Origin of the sequence: Streptomyces daghestanicus (genome assembly GCF_020521275.1) — a bacterium.
GTDB classification, from domain to species: Bacteria; Actinomycetota; Actinomycetes; order Streptomycetales; family Streptomycetaceae; genus Streptomyces; species Streptomyces griseoviridis.
In genome coordinates, this window is the sequence record NZ_BNDX01000016.1 from 198939 (window position 1) to 216212 (window position 17274).

A 17274-nucleotide genomic window follows, 5' to 3' on the forward strand; every position below is an offset into this window, starting at 1 on the left:
TCATGACGGGTTCGGGGAGAGGAGCGATAGCCTTATGGCGTGATCAGCGCGATAGCTCGCGGGGACCTCCGTGTCCCTGCCCTGCGCCCGGAGAGCACGGACCACATCCGTGACCGGGCGGCGGTCGCTGGTCCTCGCGGGCGGGACGGGGCGTCGAGGAGCCCCGGTACGCCGGGCCTCCCCCGGACGATGACACCGACGAGAGCGGTATCACACCCGGCGGGCGCGTCCGACATGGCTGATATGCCCCCGCTCATCTCACCTTGCGGCATAGCGTCGGAACAGAACGGACACCCCGCGTCTGGGCGTTGCGTCGGAAGGCAGGAGACCGTACTTCCTTCTACGTCACGCAACGGCGCGCGACAGGAGCCAGAGGACAATGCAGACCAAGCTGGACGAAGCAAAGGCCGAGCTGCTCGACAGGGCCGCACGGGTAGCTGAGAACAGCCCGGTCGGGGGGTATCTACCGACTGGGACGACGGACGAGGACTCCCCGGACACCCCGGACCGTGAATCCGTGTTCGCGTTCCTCCGGCGCTACTACCGGCACACCGCCCCGGAGGACCTGAGCGACCGCGAACCGGTCGACGTCTTCGGCGCGGCCGTCTCGCACCACCGGCTGGCGGAGAACCGCCCGCAGGGCACGGCCAACGTCCGGGTGCACACCCCGACGGTCGAGGAGAACGGCTGGACGTGCAGCCACACCGTCGTCGAGGTGGTCACGGACGACATGCCCTTCCTCGTCGACTCCGTCACCAACGAGCTGACCCGGCAGGGACGCGGCATCCACGTCGTCGTCCACCCGCAGTTCGTGGTCCGGCGCGACGTCAGCGGCAAGCTGGTCGAGGTCCTCACCACCCCGCCCGGCCAGGACCTCCCGCACGACGCGCACGTCGAGTCCTGGATCCACGTCGAGATCGACCGTGAGACCGACCGCGCGGACCTGAAGCAGATCACCGCCGATCTGCTGCGGGTCCTGTCCGACGTCCGCGAGACCGTCGAGGACTGGGGCAAGATGCGCCAGGCGGCCGTCGCCCTCGCCGAGGACCTGCCCGCCGAGCCCGCCCCCGCCGACCTGGACCGGCAGGAGGTGGACGAGGCCCGTGAGCTGCTGCGCTGGCTGGCCGACGACCACTTCACCTTCCTCGGCTACCGCGAGTACGAGCTGCGCGGCGACGACTCCCTCGCCGCCGTCCCCGGCACCGGCCTGGGCATCCTGCGCGCCGACCCCCACCACGAGGCCGGCGAGGACCACCCCGTCAGCCCGTCCTTCGAGCGGCTGCCGGCCGACGCCCGCGCCAAGGCCCGCGAGCACAGGCTGCTGGTGCTGACCAAGGCCAACAGCCGGGCGACCGTGCACCGGCCGTCGTACCTGGACTACGTCGGCGTCAAGAAGTTCGACGCCGAGGGCAACGTCGTCGGGGAGCGCCGCTTCCTCGGGCTCTTCTCCTCCGCCGCGTACACCGAGTCCGTCCGCCGGGTGCCGGTCATCCGGCGCAAGGTGCAGGAGGTGCTGGAACGGGCCGGGTTCTCGCCCAACAGCCACGACGGCCGCGACCTGCTCCAGATCCTGGAGACCTACCCGCGCGACGAGCTGTTCCAGACGCCGGTCGGCGAACTGCAAACCATCGCCACCTCCGTGCTCTACCTCCAGGAGCGCCGGCGCCTGCGCCTCTACCTCCGCCAGGACGAGTACGGGCGCTACTACTCCGCGCTGGTCTACCTCCCCCGCGACCGCTACACCACCGGCGTCCGGCTGCGGATCATCGACATCCTCAAGGAGGAACTCGGCGGCATCAGCGTCGACTTCACCGCCTGGAACACCGAGTCGATCCTCTCCCGGCTGCACTTCGTCGTCCGCGTCCCGCAGGGCACCGAGCTGCCCGAGCTGTCCGACGCCGACAAGGACCGCATCGAGGCCCGGCTGGTGGAGGCCGCCCGCTCCTGGGCGGACGGCTTCGCCGAGGCGCTCACCGCCGAGTTCGGCGAGGAGCGCTCCGCCGAGCTGCTGCGCCGCTACGGCGGCGCCTTCCCCGAGGGCTACAAGGCCGACCACGGCCCCCGCTCGGCCGTCGCCGACCTCGGCCACCTGGAGGCGCTGGACGAGGAGCGCACCTTCGCGCTGAGCCTGTACGAGCCGGTCGGCGCCACGCCCGAGGAACGCCGGTTCAAGATCTACCAGAAGGGCGGCTCGGTCTCCCTGTCGGCCGTGCTGCCGGTGCTCAGCCGGCTCGGCGTCGAGGTCACCGACGAGCGGCCGTACGAGCTGCGCTGCGCCGACCGCACCACGGCCTGGATCTACGACTTCGGGCTGCGCATGCCCAAGGCGGTGGCCGGCGGCGCCGACTACCTCGGCGACGACGCCCGCGAGCGGTTCCAGGACGCGTTCGCCGCCGCCTGGAACGGCAAGGCGGAGAACGACGGCTTCAACGCCCTGGTGCTCAGCGCCGGGCTGACCTGGCGGCAGGCCATGGTGCTGCGCGCCTACGCCAAGTACCTGCGGCAGGCCGGGTCGACGTTCAGCCAGGACTACATGGAGGACACCCTCCGCAACAACGTCCACACCACCCGGCTGCTCGTCTCCCTGTTCGAGGCGCGGATGTCGCCCGACCGGCAGCGCGCCGGACACGAGATCGTCGACGCCCTCCTGGAGGAGCTGGAGGCCGCCCTCGACCAGGTGGCGAGCCTCGACGAGGACCGCATCCTGCGGTCCTTCCTCACCGTCATCAAGGCGACCCTGCGCACCAACTTCTTCCAGGAAGCGGAGCCGGGCCGGCCGCACGACTACGTCTCCATGAAGTTCGACCCGCAGGCCATCCCCGACCTGCCCGCGCCGCGCCCGGCGTTCGAGATCTGGGTGTACTCGCCGCGCGTCGAGGGCGTGCACCTGCGGTTCGGCAAGGTCGCGCGCGGCGGGCTGCGCTGGTCCGACCGCCGGGAGGACTTCCGCACCGAGATCCTCGGCCTGGTCAAGGCGCAGATGGTGAAGAACACCGTCATCGTCCCGGTCGGCGCCAAGGGCGGCTTCGTCGCCAAGCAGCTGCCCGACCCGAGCGCGGACCGGGACGCGTGGCTGGCGGAAGGTATCGCCAGCTACCGGACGTTCATCTCGGCGCTGCTCGACATCACCGACAACATGGTGGCCGGCGAGGTCGTGCCCCCGGCCGGTGTGGTCCGGCACGACGAGGACGACACCTACCTGGTCGTCGCCGCCGACAAGGGCACCGCCACCTTCTCCGACATCGCCAACGAGGTCGCCGAGAGCTACGACTTCTGGCTCGGGGACGCCTTCGCCTCCGGCGGCTCGGCCGGCTACGACCACAAGGGCATGGGCATCACCGCGCGCGGCGCCTGGGAGTCCGTCAAGCGGCACTTCCGGGAGCTGGGCACCGACACCCAGAGCGAGGACTTCACGGTCGTCGGCATCGGTGACATGTCCGGTGACGTGTTCGGCAACGGCATGCTGCTCAGCGAACACATCCGCCTGGTCGCCGCCTTCGATCACCGGCACATCTTCCTCGACCCGAAGCCCGACGCGGCCGTCTCCTACGCCGAGCGCCGCCGCCTCTTCGAGCTGCCCCGCTCCTCCTGGGCGGACTACAACAAGGAGCTGCTGTCGGCGGGCGGCGGCGTCTTCCCCCGGTCGGCCAAGTCGATCCCGGTCAACGCGCACGTCCGCGAGGCCCTGGGCATCGAGGGCAAGGTCTCCAAGATGACCCCGGCCGACCTGATGAAGGCGATCCTGCACGCACCGGTCGACCTGCTGTGGAACGGCGGCATCGGCACGTACGTCAAGGCGTCCACCGAGTCCAACGCCGACGTCGGTGACAAGGCCAACGACGCCATCCGGGTCGACGGCGCCGACCTGCGCGTCCAGGTCGTCGGCGAGGGCGGCAACCTGGGTCTGACCCAGCTCGGCCGGATCGAGTTCGCCGCGAAGGGCGGCCGGGTCAACACCGACGCCATCGACAACAGCGCGGGCGTGGACACCTCCGACCACGAGGTGAACATCAAGATCCTGCTCAACGGCCTGGTCGCGGACGGCGACATGACGGTCAAGCAGCGCAACAAGGTGCTCGCCGAGATGACCGACGAGGTCGGCCGGCTGGTGCTGCGCAACAACTACGCGCAGAACACGGCGATCGCCAACGCGCTGGCCCAGTCCAAGGACATGCTCCACGCGCAGCAGCGGTTCATGAAGCACCTGGTGCGCGAGGGGCACCTGGACCGGGCGCTGGAGTTCCTGCCCACCGACCGGCAGATCCGCGAGCGGCTCAGCAACGGGCGCGGGCTGACCGGCCCGGAGACGGCCGTGCTGCTGGCGTACACGAAGATCACGGTCGCCGAGGAACTGCTGCACACCTCGCTGCCCGACGACCCGTACCTCAAGGGCCTGCTGCACGCGTACTTCCCGGCCGCGCTGCGCGAAGGGTTCGCCGACCGGATCGACACGCACCCGCTGCGCCGCGAGATCACCACGACCGTGCTGGTCAACGACACGGTCAACACCGGCGGTACGACGTATCTGCACCGGCTGCGCGAGGAGACCGGCGCGTCGCTGGAGGAGATCGTGCGGGCGCAGACCGCGGCCCGCGCCATCTTCCGCTCCTACGACGTGTGGGACGCGGTGGAGGGGCTGGACAACAAGGTGGAGGCGGCCGTCCTGACCCGGATCAGGCTGCACTCGCGCCGGCTGGTCGAGCGCGGCACGCGCTGGCTGCTGAACAACCGGCCGCAGCCGCTCCAGCTCGCCGAGACGGTCGGTTTCTTCGCCGACCGGGTGGAGCAGGTCTGGTCGGAGCTGCCGAAGCTGCTGCGCGGCGCGGACGCGGACTGGTACCAGCGCATCCACGACGAGCTGACCGGCGCGGGCGTCCCGGACGAGGTGGCCACGCGGGTGGCCGGGTTCTCCTCGGCCTTCCCGACGCTGGACATCGTGTCGGTGGCCGACCGCACGGGCAAGGAGCCGCTGGACGTCGCGGAGGTCTACTACGACCTCGCGGACCGGCTGGGCATCACCCAGCTCATGGACCGGATCAGCGAGCTGCCGCGCGCGGACCGCTGGCAGTCCATGGCCCGCGCGTCGATCCGGGAGGACCTGTACGCGGCACACGCCTCGCTCACCGCCGATGTGCTGGCGGCGGGCAACGGGACGTCGACGCCGGAGCAGCGGTTCACGGTGTGGGAGGAGAAGAACACGGCGATCCTCGGGCGGGCGCGGGCCACGCTGGAGGAGATCCGCAGTTCGGACGCCTTCGATCTGGCCAATCTGTCGGTGGCGATGCGGACGATGAGGACGCTGCTGCGCACGCACTCGTAGGAGCCGACCCTCCCTGACCTTCCGGACATTCAGGTCATCACGGATAAAGTGGCCGGATGGCTGGGTGGTCGCGTTCCGAATCCGGGCCGAGCACGGCGGACGTCCCCTGGGCGGCCGCCGTGCTCGTGCTTTTCCTGCTGCTGCTGGTCGTGGTGCGGCTGCCGTGGGCCGGTGACCTCGGGCTGCACGCGGCCACCGTCGAACGGCTGCGGCACAGCCTGGCCGACCCCGGCAACCCGCTGGTCGACGCGGACACGCCGAGTCCGTACTACTCGCCGTGGACGGTCGTCCTCGGGGCGGTGGCGAAGGTCAGCGGGGCGCCGGTGTTCGTGGTGCTGCGCTGCGGCGCGCTGGCCGGGCTGGCGGTGCTGGTGACGGGGGTGTGGCGTTACGTCCGGACGCTGAGCGCGCACCGGGCGGCGCCGGCGGTGGTGCTGCTGTGCCTGCTGTTGCTGTGGGGGACGGACGCGTTCGCGTGGAGCGGGTTCGTCGGGCTGAACTCGCTGGCGCTGACGGTGGCGTATCCGAGTGTGGTCGCGCTGGGGCTGTCCTTCCACCTCTGGGCCGGGCTCGCGTCGGCGGCGGCACCGGGGGCGGGCCGGGGCGGGTGGGCGCGGTGGGCCGGGCTCGGGGTGCTGTGGGCGGTGGTGCTGCTGTGCCATCAGTTCACCGGGGTGGTGGCCTCGTTGGGGGCCGTCGCCACGGTGGTCGGGGCGCGGCCGGTGTGGCGGGCGGTGGGCCTGCGGCTGGTGGCAGCGGTGATCGTAGGGACCGCGGTGGTGTGGGCCTGGCCGTACTACGACTTCTTCGCGCTGGCCGGGGCCGGGGGCGGTCTTGAGGCGGTGCACCGGCCGCTGTACCGGGGGTGGGGCGGACGGTACTGGCTGCTGCTGCTCGGGTTGGTCGCGCTGGGGGCGCGGTGGCGGCGGGACCGGCGGGACGCGCTGGTGCTGTTCTTCCTGCTGGGGGCGGTCGTGGTGGGGGCGGGATGGGTGAGCGGGCACTGGTCGTGGGGGCGGGCGTTGCCGGCGGCGCTGATTCCCGCGCAGGTGGCGGCGGGGGTGGAGGCGTCGGCGGCCGGGCGGCGGCGGGTGGTGCGGGCGGGGTGGGCGGGTGCGCTGGGGTGCGCGTTGGTGGTGGGGGCGTGGGCGCAGTCGGGGACGCTCGGGTACGTCGTCGGGCGGGGGGTGCTGCCGGGGGTGATCGCGGGCAAGTACCGGGAGCCGTGGGAGGGGTACCACTGGATCACGCCGTGGGTGCGGTACGGGGACGTGGTGATGGCGCGGACGTTTCCGGCGCGGCAGATCCCGGCGTACGGGGCGTACACGGTGGCGCCCGGGTATCCCGACTTCTTCCTGCCGGACGAGCGGGCGCGGGGGGTGGCTGTCCGGCGGTACTTCGCGGCGGGGGCCGGGGCGGGGGAGCGGGTGGGGATCCTGCGGGAGTACGGGGTGCGGTGGGTGGTGGACGGGGTGGGGCGGGGATGGGAGGGGGTGCGGGAGGTGGCGCGGGGGCCTCGGGGGCAGGTGCTGTATGAGGTGGTGGGGTGAGGGGGCCGGGGCGCGGTGTGCGGAGGGGCGGTCCGGCGTTGAGGGCGCGGTGGGGGAGCGGTGCGCGGCGCGGCGCTGCGGGGCGCTGTCTGCGCCCAGCCGTGCCGCCCTGGGGACACCTCCCGGGACGTTCGCGCACGGGGAGAGGCACGACTGCCCGCAGGCGGCGGGTGTCCGTGGCCCGTACGTGGGGTCAGCGGAGGAAGGATCTGACGGCGCGGGCGGCGTGTCGGAGGCGGGGGCTGGTCAGCTGGTGGAGGGTGCGGGCGGGGCCCGCCGGAACCCAGCGGAGCTGGAGGCGGCCGGGGGCGTGAAGTTCCGGGGCCGCGGTGATCCGGTGGGGGGTGAGGCCGGCGCGGTAGGGGACCCGGGCCGTGCGGGGCGGGAAGGGCGGGGCCAGGAGGAGGCCCGTATGCGTGTGGCCCTCGTGGCGGAGGCGGAGCACCGGGTGCCGTACGCCCGCGAAGCCGTGCGGGGGGAGCCGGGCGGCTGCCAGGTCCAGGCGGACCCGGCCCTCGAAGACGCCGGGGCGGACGGGGGAGAGGCGGAACGGGACGGTCAGGCGCCGGGCGCCCGGGGAGAGGAGGAGGGCGGCGCGCCGCGGGCCCACGGGCAGGCGCAGCGCGGGGTCGTAGGTGCGGACCGCGAGGTCGAGGCAGGCGCCCGGCCCCGGCACCACCTCGGTGATCTCGTGGCGGAACCAGGCGCTGAAGAACGGGCGGGTGTCCAGTTCCAGGTCGGTCAGGTCGAGGTCGAGGCGGGCGGCGGGGGACTCGGGCACACGGTCGCCCCAGTACACCCTGCCGTCCCCGTCGGTCGCCGTCCACCGGGGTGCCACGCCGTGGCCCAGCCCCTGGGCCGCCAGGCGCGCGTCGCTCAGGCGGCGGTCGCGGACGAGCCGGGTGACGACCCGTTCGGCGCGCGGCAGCCGGGCGTACGCGCCCGGTGTGAGCGTGTCCAGATAGGGGACGACGAGGTCGGCGAAGGAGGCCAGCCACGCCTCGTCGCGGAACGGCAGGTCACCGGCGTACATCCGGAAGTCGTGCTTGAGGAACTTGTAGTCCTTGTCCTCGCGGAGCGACTCGTGCCCGCTCTCGGCGAGGAACGCGTCGATCAGGCGTTGTACGTGGACGCGGTCGGCGACGTTGCTCAGCCGGTCGCGCTGGTTGGAGATGGAGGCGGCGGCGGAGCCGGCGTACGGGGCGATGTACCAGAGGTAGACCGGCTCCGGGATGACGCTGAACGTCTTGGCCAGGCAGTACGCCTGCGCGGAGAAGAGCTGGTCCTCGTAGTGGATGCCCTCGGGGAAGCGCAGGGCGTGCCGGTCGAGGAAGGCGCGGGCGTACATCTTGCTGGTGGCGAGGTGCTCGAAGAGGAGGCGGGGGTCGGCCTCGATGCCGTCGAGGGTGCGGCGTTCGGCGACCAGGTGGGGCATCCAGGTCGAGCGGCGGCCGGTGTCGGCGCGGACCCGGCGCACCGCGCCCATCGCGAAGTCGAGGTCGCGGGCGCGGTGGGCGGCGAGGAGCAGTTCGACGGCGCGTTCAGGGAGTTCGTCGTCGCTGTCGAGGAACATCAGATAGGGGGCGCGGGAGAGCTCGATGCCCCGGTTGCGCGGGGCGCTGCACCCGCCGCTGTTCTCGGGCAGCCGGACGTAGACGATCCGGTGGTCCTCGGCGGCCAGGGCACGGGCGACGGCCGGGGTGTCGTCGGTCGAGGCGTCGTCGCTGATGACGATCTCGATGTTCGGGTGGGTCTGGCGGCGGACGGAGGCCACGGCGCGGGGCAGGCGCGCGGCGTCGTCGTGGACGATGACCGTGACCGTGACGTCGGGGGCGGTGGTCATGCGATCTCCTCCGGGGACGGGGCCGGGGTGCGGTCCTCCAGCGGGAGCACGGGGGGCAGCGACGGCTCGTCCTGGCCGAGGAAGACGCGGCGGACGACGCGTTCGGCGGCGCGGCCGTCGTCGTACTCGCAGAACCGGCGGCGGAAGGCGGCCCGTGCCTTCGCCGCCCGGTCGTCGCGCCAGGCGTCGGTGGTGAGGATCTCCGTCAGTTCGGCCTGGGTACGGGCGACCGGGCCGGGCGCGTCGGCCATCAGGTCGAAGTAGACGCCGCGGGTCTCGCGGTAGACCTCCCAGTCGTCGGCGTGGATGACGAGGGGGCGGTCCAGGTTGGCGTAGTCGAACATGATCGACGAGTAGTCCGTGACCAGGGCGTCGGCGGCCAGGCAGAGGTCCTCGACGGGGTCGTAGGCGGAGACGTCGATGACGCGGCCGGTGCGGCGCAGGCCGGTCAGCGGGGAGGGGCCGGTGTCGTAGAAGTAGTGCGCGCGCACCAGCAGAACCGTTTCCTCACCGAGCTGGTCGGCCAGGGCGGCGAGGTCCAGACGGGGTCTCCAGGCGGCCTCGTAGTCGCGGTGGGTGGGGGCGTAGAGGACGGCGCGGCGGCCGGGGGCGATGCCGAGGCGCTCGCGGACCGCGCGGACCTCGGCGGCGCCGGCGGTGTAGTAGACGTCGTTGCGCGGATAGCCGTGGTCGAGGGAGGTCCAGCGGGACGGGTAGGCCCGCCGCCACATGCGGGTGGAATGGCTGTTGGCGGAGACGCTGAAGTCCCATTTGTCGACGCGCTCGAGCAGGGCCTGGAAGTCCAGGCCCTTGGAGGCCGCCGGGTAGGGCAACTGGTCCAGGCCCATCCGCTTCAGGGGCGTGCCGTGGTGGGTCTGGAGGTGGACCGCGTCGGGGCGTTTGACGACCGCGTTGGGAAAGTTGACGTTGTTGACCAGGAACTTGGCGCGGGCCAGGACCTCCCCGTAGCGGCGGGTGCCGGGGACGACGTGGTCGGTGCCGGGCGGCAGGAGGGCGGCGTCGGCGGCGTTCACCACCCACACCGGGTGGATGTCCGGGGCGAGTTCGCCGAGTCTGGCGGCGATCGCGGCCGGGTTGCAGGCCACGCCGCGGTTCCAGTACGCGGAGAAGACGGCGAGGCGGGGCTCGACGGGGGCGGTCAGGGCGCGGCGGTACCGGTGGTCGCGGAGCCGGGCGGCGGCCTGGCGACGGCCGGCCCGTACCGTGCCGCGGACCGTGCGGCGGGCCTTGTTGGCGGCCTGGAAAGCCCGGTACCTGCCGTACGCGCCCTCCTCCAGCAGCGACCGGCGCACGCCCTCCGGACCGGCCGGGCGGGGGTGGCCCTCGGGGCGGCGGCGTACGGCGGCGAGCGAGGCGCGGCGGAAGAACTCCCGGGCGACCGGCTCGGGCATCCCCGCCCGCACGAAGGTGCGCAGACAGTCGCGGACCATGAGGTCGTACAGGACGGCGTACGGGGCCGGGCGCCCGCGGGCGAGGTCCAGGAGCCGTTCGTAGCGCTCGACCAGGGCGTAGCGCTGCTCGGCGGTGACCGGGGGCAGGCTCTCCGGACGCGGCCGGCGGTCCTCGTACGCGGGGCGGGGCAGGGCCGCCACCCGGTCGGCCAGCAGCAGCGCGGCGTACGCGGCGAACGGCTCGTCGCCGGCCGACAGGAACCGCTCGTGCGCCCGCCAGAACGCGGCCCGGACCACCCGCGTGCCGAGCAGCGGGGCCGTCCTCAGCAGGTACGCGCGGTCGTCGAGCGGCAGCGGGGCGCGGCCCGCGCGGGCCAGCGGGGGGCCGTCCGGGGAGGGCAGGGCGGAGGTCCGCCAGGTGGAGCGGACGTGGTCGAGGAGGAGGACGTCGACCGCGTCCGGGTCGGGCAGGGCGGCGGTGTGCTCCGCGACGGCGCGCGGGGTGCCGACGGGCAGGCCGTCCTCGGCGTGGACGAAGTGCAGCCAGCGGCCGGTCGCGCGGGCCGCCCCCGCCGACCGGGCCGCCGCCGCGCCGGTGCCGTCCGGCAGGGGCACCACCAGGCAGACGGCGGCGTGCCGCTCGGCCGCCTGCCGCGCCCAGTCGCCGACGGCGGCGACGACGACCTCGGTCTCCGGGCGCGGGTGGGCGGTGAGGGAGTCGAGGAGCCCGGTCAGGCGGTCCTGGGGGTCGGGCCCGTGGACGACGACACTGAGTTCGGGCATCTCGGTGGTCTCCTTCGCCTGCGACGCTCCCCGGCACACCTATGCGGACATGATGGCATCAAACCGACAAAAGGTGCGGCCGGGGCTGCGCCTCACGAGGGAACGCCGGCGGTCTTCCCGGCGGGGCCGGCCTTCGGAGCGGGTTCCGCCTGTCCGGTGGGGTCGGCCTTCGGAGCGGGTTCCGCCTGTCCGGTGGGGTCGGCCTTCGGGGTGGCGGGCGCGGCCTTCGGCTTCGGCTTGGGCTTCGGCCGTGCCTTGTCCGGGCCGCCGGTGAACGCCTCGTACTCCTTGAGCACCTCGTCCGTCGGGCCGTCCATGCGCAGCTCGCCGCGCTCCAGCCACAGCACCCGGTCGCAGGTGTCGCGGATGGACTTGTTGCTGTGGCTGACCAGGAACACCGTGCCCGCGTGCTTGCGCAGCTCGCGGATGCGGGCCTCGGAACGCTTCTGGAAGGAGCGGTCGCCGGTGGCCAGCGCCTCGTCGATGAGGAGCACGTCGTGGTCCTTGGCGGCGGCGATGGAGAAGCGCAGCCGGGCGGCCATGCCGGAGGAGTACGTGCGCATCGGGAGCGTGATGAAGTCGCCCTTCTCGTTGATGCCCGAGAAGTCGACGATCTCCTGGTAGCGCTCCTTGATCTGCTCGCGGGACATGCCCATGGCGAGGCCGCCGAGGTAGACGTTGCGCTCACCGGTCAGGTCGTTCATCAGCGCGGCGTTGACGCCGAGCAGGGACGGCTGGCCGTCGGTGTAGATCTTGCCGTTCTCCACCGGGAGCAGGCCGGCCACCGCCTTGAGCAGCGTCGACTTGCCGGAGCCGTTGGTGCCGATCAGTCCGATGGCCTCACCCCGGTACGCGGCGAAGGACACGTTCCGCACCGCGTGCACCTTGCGCACGCCGGCCGCCTTCTCCGCCTGCTTGCGGCGGAGCATGCGGTTGAGGGCGGCGGTCGCCGAGCCGCGTCCGGCGCCGGTGCCGTTGACCCGGTAGACGATGTCGACGCCGTCGGCGACGACGGTGGGGACCTTCTCGTTGCTGTCAGCCACGGCCGTACGTCTCCTCAGCCTTCCAGAAGTAGATGAAGCCGCCGATCCCGGCGAGCAGGGCCCAGCCCAGGGCGAGCAGCCACACGTGGGAGGGCAGCTGGCTCGCGTGGAAGGTGTCGATCAGGGCGAAGCGCATCAGGTCGATGTAGACGGCGGCGGGGTTGGCCTGGAGCACCGGGCCGACCCAGGACGGCAGGTCGCCGTGCTTGCTGATCAGGTGGTCGATGCTCCACATCACGCCGGAGACGTACATCCAGGTGCGCAGCGCGAACGGCATCAGCTGGGCGATGTCCGGGATCTTGGAACCCAGCCGGGCCATGATCATCGCCACACCGGCGTTGAAGGTGAACTGCAGCACCAGGGCCGGGATCGCCAGCACCCAGGACGGGGCCGGCGGCACACCGAACGCCAGCAGGATGACGACCAGCGCGGCCATGGAGTACAGCAACTGCTTGAGCTGCTGGAGGCAGAACGACACCGGCAGCGCGGCCCGCGGGAAGTGCAGGGCGCGGACCAGGCCGAGGTTGCCGGAGATCGCGCGGGTGCCCGACATGATCGAGCTCTGTGTGAAGGTCCAGATGAAGACGCCGGTGACGAGGAAGGGGACGTAGTCGGGCACGCCCTTCTTGGTCTGCAGCAGCACGCCGAAGATCAGGAAGTACACCGCCGCGTTCAGCAGTGGCGTCATGACCTGCCAGACCTGGCCCAGCTTGGCCTGGCTGTACTGGGCGGTCAGCTTGGCGGTGGAGAACGCGCCGATGAAGTGCCGGCGGGCCCACAGCTGACGCACGTACGCGGGCAGGGAGGGGCGGGCGCCGCTGACCGAGAGGCCGTGGCGGGCGGCGAGCGCCGCGAGGTCTTCGGCGGCCGGGGCGGCGGTCGTCGTCGGGGGCGGTGTGTGGAGGACCTGGCTCACATCCGCTGCTTTCACTCGGGGGAGGGACTCGGGGGGATGAGTCGCGGTGCCCGCGTCGGACGAGTGGCGGCTGCGTCGGGACGGGACTGCGGTGCTGTGTCGAGAACGGGACGGCGGTGCTGTGTCGAGAACGGGACTGCGGTGGTGGTGCGGTCGGGACGGGTCCGACCTGTGGGAACGGGACCGACCCGTCGGAACGGGACCGACCCGTCGAAACGGGGCTGGCCTGTCGAAACGGAACCGACTCGCCGGGACGGGACCGACCCGTCGGGACGGTAGCGGCCTGTTCCGCCGGATTCCGCCGGAACGGCGCGCGAGGAGCCCGCTACGTCGGGACGGGACCGTATCGTCGCAACGGAGCGTAGGCCGAATCGGCGTCGGAACGCAACCGTTTCGTCGTGACGCCCCTATGCTTGGGGCGCATGACGACCCACGCCGACGAGCCTCAGCCACGTCCGCGCCGCAGGGCCCCCGCCGGGGCCGCCGTCCTGCGGGCGGACGTCACGGAGGCGATCAGGGCGGCCGTCTTCGAGGAACTCGCGGCCGTCGGCTACGCGCGGATGTCCATCGAGGGGATCGCGCGCCGGGCGGGCGTCGGCAAGACGGCGGTGTATCGGCGCTGGCGCTCCAAGCTGCACCTGGTGCTGGACATCGTGTCGGCGCTGGCCGTGCAGGGGCTGCCCGCGCCCGACACGGGCTCCCTCGACACCGATCTGCGGATGCTGTACGAGGTGACCTCGCGGGCCCTGCGGCACCCGGTGGCCTCGCAGGTCATCCCCGACCTCCAGGCCGAGGCGGCCCGCAACCCGGAGATCGCCGAGGCGATGCAGAAGGCGGTGCGGGAAGGGCAGGACGGGGTCGCCAGCTCGATCCTGGCGGCGGCCGAGCGGCGCGGCGAGATCCGCGCCGGTTACGACCACGACCTGGCGCTGGACCTGATCTCCGGGCCGCTGTACTGGCGCTCGGTGGTGATCCGCGGCCCGAAGCCGCCGAAGGGATACCTGGCGGCGCTGACCCGGGCGACGGCGGCGGCGCTGAGGGCGCTGTAGCCCGCGGTCGCATCGGGCCCGGCCCCGGCTTAGCGGGCCGGTGCCGCCTCCGGGTGCAGCCGCACCCAGCCCTCCCAGGCCGACGTGATCATGTCCTGGACGTCGTACTTGGCCTTCCAGCCCAGGTCGGCGGTGGCGCGCTCGGCGGAGGCGACGACGCTCGCCGGGTCGCCGGGGCGGCGCGGGGCGACCGTCGGGGAGAGGTCATGGCCGGTGACCCTGGTGATCCGGTCGATCATCTCGCGGACCGAGACGCCCTCGCCCCGGCCGATGTTCACGGTGAGGTCGCGGCCGGGGGCGGACCGCAGCGCGCGGGCCGCGGCCACATGGGCCTCCGCCACGTCCGCCACGTGGATGTAGTCCCGTACGCAGGTGCCGTCGGGGGTGGCGTAGTCGTCGCCGAAGATCAGCGGGGGCGTGTGCCCGGTCAGCCGCTCGAAGACCATGGGGACGAGGTTGTGCACGCCGGTGTCGGCCAGCTCGGGGGCGCGGGCGCCGGCGACGTTGAAGTAGCGCAGCGACGCCGTCGACAGTCCCGTCGCCCGGCCCGTCGCCCGGACCAGCCACTCGCCGGCGAGCTTGGTCTCGCCGTACGGCGACAGGGGCACGCAGGGCGTTTCCTCGGTGACCAGGTCCACGTCGGGCGTCCCGTACACCGCCGCCGAGGAGGAGAAGACGAAGGACGGCACGCCCGTCTCCGTGACCGCCTCCAGCAGGACGCGCAGGCCCTCCACGTTCTCCCGGTAGTAGCGCAGCGGCAGCTCCACCGACTCGCCGACCTGCTTCTTCGCGGCCAGGTGGACGACGCCGGTGACCCGGTGGCCGGCCAGGGCCCGGCGGACGCGGTCGCCGTCCAGGACCGAGCCCTCGACCAGGGGCACGTCCTTCGGCACCCGGGCGGCGACGCCGGTGGACAGGTCGTCGTACACCACGGTCCTCTCACCCGCGTCGGTCATGGCCCGTACGACATGCGCTCCGATGTAGCCGGCGCCGCCGGTGATCAGCCAGGTCATGGTGGCCGTCCCCTCGTCAGTTGCCTGAGTGGCGGTGGTCGCCCCTCCGGTGGTCGCCTCTCAGTGAAGCAGGCGGCGGAGCCTGCCACGAACCACCGCCGCCGCGCCCCGCGCCCCGTGCGCCACCCGCAGGGCCAGCGCGCCGGAGTGCGTGGCGTACGGCTGGACGAGGACCACGCCGTGCCGGACGCTCGGCAGGGCGCGGCGGCGCGTGCGGCCGGTGTCCGTGCGGGCGTGCGCCGTCACCTCGCGTGTCGTGCCGTCCCGGAAGCGGAGGCGCAGCCGCAGTTCCCAGGTGCCGGGACCGAGGGCGGCCCGCCCGGTCAGGCCGACGGTGACCGCCGCCGGCCACACCGGCCCCCCGGAGGTCGGCGCGGACGGCGCGGGGGTCTCGAACAGCGCCGTCCGGCGTCCGCCGGCCAGCCCGTCCTCCCGCCGCCGCCACTCCGCGTCGACGGCTACGGGGCCGGCCCGCGCGATCCGGCCGTACAGCTCGTGCAGGCGCAGCCGCAGGACCCCGGCCGGGGCCAGCTCCGCGTCCACAGCCAGCGGCAGCAGCCGGAGCGGGCGGCTGAGCAGGGGCTCCAGCGTGACCTGCGGGAGCGACGGCGACCAGACGGGCGTGCCGCGGGGGCCCGTCGCGTACGGCGGGAGCAGCCGGGCCGGGCGGGCCGCCAGTTCCCGCAGCCGGGGCAGGTCGCGCGGCTCGGGGGAGGCCAGGACGACCCGCCCGATCAGACGGCCCGGCGCGGTCGGGGAGCGGGCCCAGTCGGCGGCGTCGTACTCCGCGAGGTACGCCCGCGTGTGCGCCCACCATGCGCGCCGGTAGTGCGCGTCGTGCAGGCCCAGTTCACGGACGTACATCCGCAGCTCGTGGTCGAGGAACTTGGCGCGGGCGGCGCGCGCGAGCCCCTTCTCCCCGGCGGCCAGCAGGATGTCGTGCGCCGTCCGGCAGGCGTGCAGGCGGGCCCGCCAGTTGCCCACGTCGGCGCGGTCCAGGGAGATCGACAGGCGCGCGGCGGACCGGCGTACGTGCCAGACGTAGACCCGGTCCGGGACGAGGGCCGTCCGGGGGCCGGCGGCCAGGACGCGTGCGGTGAAGACGAAGTCCTCGTAGGGGAAGCGGCCGTCGGGGAAGCGGATGCCGTGCTCGCGCAGGAAGGCGGTGCGGTAGAGCTTGTTGACGCAGAGGGTGTCGTGGACCAGGCGGGGGTGCCGGGCGGGGTGGGCGACGACCGCGCGCGTCGCGTACAGCGGCGCCTGCCACGCCACCTCGCGCCCGGCGGGCAGCTCCCGGCGCACGCACAGCCCGGCCGCCACCTGCGCGCGCTCCTCGACGGCCGCCGCCAGCAGCGCGTCCACCGCGCCCGGCGGGAGGACGTCGTCGCTGTCCAGGAACATCACGTACGGCGCGGTCACCGCCGCCAGGCCGGTGTTGCGCGGGGTGCCGCAGCCGCCGCTGTTGGCCGGCAGCCGGACCACCCGCAGCCGGGGCTCGCGCGCGGCGAGCCGGGCGAGCAGCTCCGCGCTGCCGTCGGTCGAGCAGTCGTCGACCGCGACGACCTCGCGCACGGCGTCGCCCTGCGCCAGCGCGGACCGCACGGCGTCGGTCACATGGGCGGCGTCCTGGTAGCCGATGACGACGACGGCGACCTGACGGGACCGTGCGCGGGCGGGAACGGCAGGGTGGTCGGGAGCGGAGGAGCGGGCCGGACGAGCGGGCATGCTTCAGTAAAACGCCCGGTATGCCGGACGGGCGGCTTTTGCTCGCCGGGGTGGGTCGGCGGCCCCGCCGGGCGGGGCGGGGCCCGCCGGAACGGGCCGGCGGCCCTCGCCGGCACGGCTCAGCCCTCGGCCGCCGCCCTGTCCAGCGCCGACGTCAGGCGGTCCAGGCGGGCCCGCAGCTCCTCGATCTCCGCCAGCTCGAAGCCGGTGGCCGCGGCGATCCGGCGCGGCACCTCCACGGCCCGCTCCCGCAGTGCCAGGCCCTCCTCGGTGGGCCGCACCTGCACCGACCGCTCGTCCCGGGCGCTGCGCTCGCGCCGGACCAGGCCGGCCGCCTCCAGTCGCTTGAGCAGCGGCGAGAGGGTGCCCGAGTCGAGCCGCAGCCGCTCGCCCAGCCGCTTGACCGGCAGCTCGCCGTCCTCCCACAGCACCAGCATCACCAGGTACTGCGGGTAGGTGAGCCCGAGATCCTTGAGGACCACCCGGTACACGCCGCCGAAGGCGCGCGAGGCGGCGTTCAGCGAGAAGCAGATCTGCTGGTCGAGGCGGAGCCAGTCCGCTGTGGGCGTGCTCATGCCTCCAGGGTACCCGGTGCGCGGCATTAGATTGTGCACAACTGA

Annotated in this window: 10 protein-coding genes; 3 read left to right on the forward strand and 7 right to left on the reverse strand. The window is 73.3% G+C overall.

Features of this window, described 5'->3' with window-relative positions; genetic code table 11:
* The first annotated feature begins 379 nt into the window (after positions 1-379).
* Together Sdagh_RS27725 and Sdagh_RS27730 are read left to right on the forward strand one after the other, a co-directional pair.
* Complete coding sequence (locus Sdagh_RS27725) at positions 380-5320, forward strand: NAD-glutamate dehydrogenase (protein WP_190078448.1); 4941 nt, start codon at positions 380-382, stop codon at positions 5318-5320.
* 56 nt (positions 5321-5376) lie between these two features.
* Entirely contained in the window at positions 5377-6870 is a 1494-nt protein-coding gene (locus Sdagh_RS27730) for a hypothetical protein (RefSeq protein WP_190078447.1), read from the forward strand.
* Positions 6871-7063: 193 nt separating this feature from the next.
* Here the strand turns inward: Sdagh_RS27730 and Sdagh_RS27735 are convergent, their stop codons facing one another.
* From Sdagh_RS27735 to Sdagh_RS27750, 4 genes are all read right to left on the reverse strand, one after another.
* Positions 7064-8713, reverse strand: a complete 1650-nt coding sequence (locus tag Sdagh_RS27735; RefSeq protein ID WP_190078446.1) for a glycosyltransferase family 2 protein — start codon at positions 8711-8713, stop codon at positions 7064-7066.
* Positions 8710-10908, reverse strand: a complete 2199-nt coding sequence (locus tag Sdagh_RS27740) for a CDP-glycerol glycerophosphotransferase family protein (protein WP_190078445.1) — start codon at positions 10906-10908, stop codon at positions 8710-8712. Before Sdagh_RS27740 ends, Sdagh_RS27735 begins: the two co-directional genes overlap by 4 nt.
* 92 nt (positions 10909-11000) lie before the next feature.
* Positions 11001-11969: an ABC transporter ATP-binding protein gene (locus tag Sdagh_RS27745; RefSeq protein ID WP_372478488.1), complete on the reverse strand. Its 969-nt coding sequence runs from the start codon at positions 11967-11969 to the stop codon at positions 11001-11003.
* Positions 11944-12867: an ABC transporter permease gene (locus Sdagh_RS27750; RefSeq protein ID WP_189423255.1), complete on the reverse strand. Its 924-nt coding sequence runs from the start codon at positions 12865-12867 to the stop codon at positions 11944-11946. Before Sdagh_RS27750 ends, Sdagh_RS27745 begins: the two co-directional genes overlap by 26 nt.
* A 422-nt stretch (positions 12868-13289) precedes the next feature.
* On the opposite strand from Sdagh_RS27750, the gene Sdagh_RS27755 reads away from it, so the two are divergent.
* Positions 13290-13916 (forward strand): TetR/AcrR family transcriptional regulator, encoded by a 627-nt coding sequence (locus tag Sdagh_RS27755; RefSeq protein ID WP_189423258.1) that lies wholly within the window; start codon positions 13290-13292, stop codon positions 13914-13916.
* 29 nt (positions 13917-13945) lie between these two features.
* Here Sdagh_RS27755 and galE read toward each other — a convergent pair whose 3' ends face one another.
* From galE to Sdagh_RS27770, 3 genes are all read right to left on the reverse strand, one after another.
* Positions 13946-14929 carry a UDP-glucose 4-epimerase GalE gene (gene galE, locus Sdagh_RS27760; protein WP_190078444.1) on the reverse strand — a complete coding sequence of 328 codons (984 nt, stop codon included), beginning with the start codon at positions 14927-14929 and terminating at the stop codon, positions 13946-13948.
* A 60-nt stretch (positions 14930-14989) separates the two neighbouring features.
* Positions 14990-16654 carry a glycosyltransferase family A protein gene (locus tag Sdagh_RS27765; RefSeq protein WP_190078443.1) on the reverse strand — a complete coding sequence of 555 codons (1665 nt, stop codon included), beginning with the start codon at positions 16652-16654 and terminating at the stop codon, positions 14990-14992.
* Between the two features lie 119 nt (positions 16655-16773).
* Positions 16774-17229, reverse strand: a complete 456-nt coding sequence (locus Sdagh_RS27770; protein WP_189423266.1) for a MarR family winged helix-turn-helix transcriptional regulator — start codon at positions 17227-17229, stop codon at positions 16774-16776.
* Positions 17230-17274: the final 45 nt, after the last annotated feature.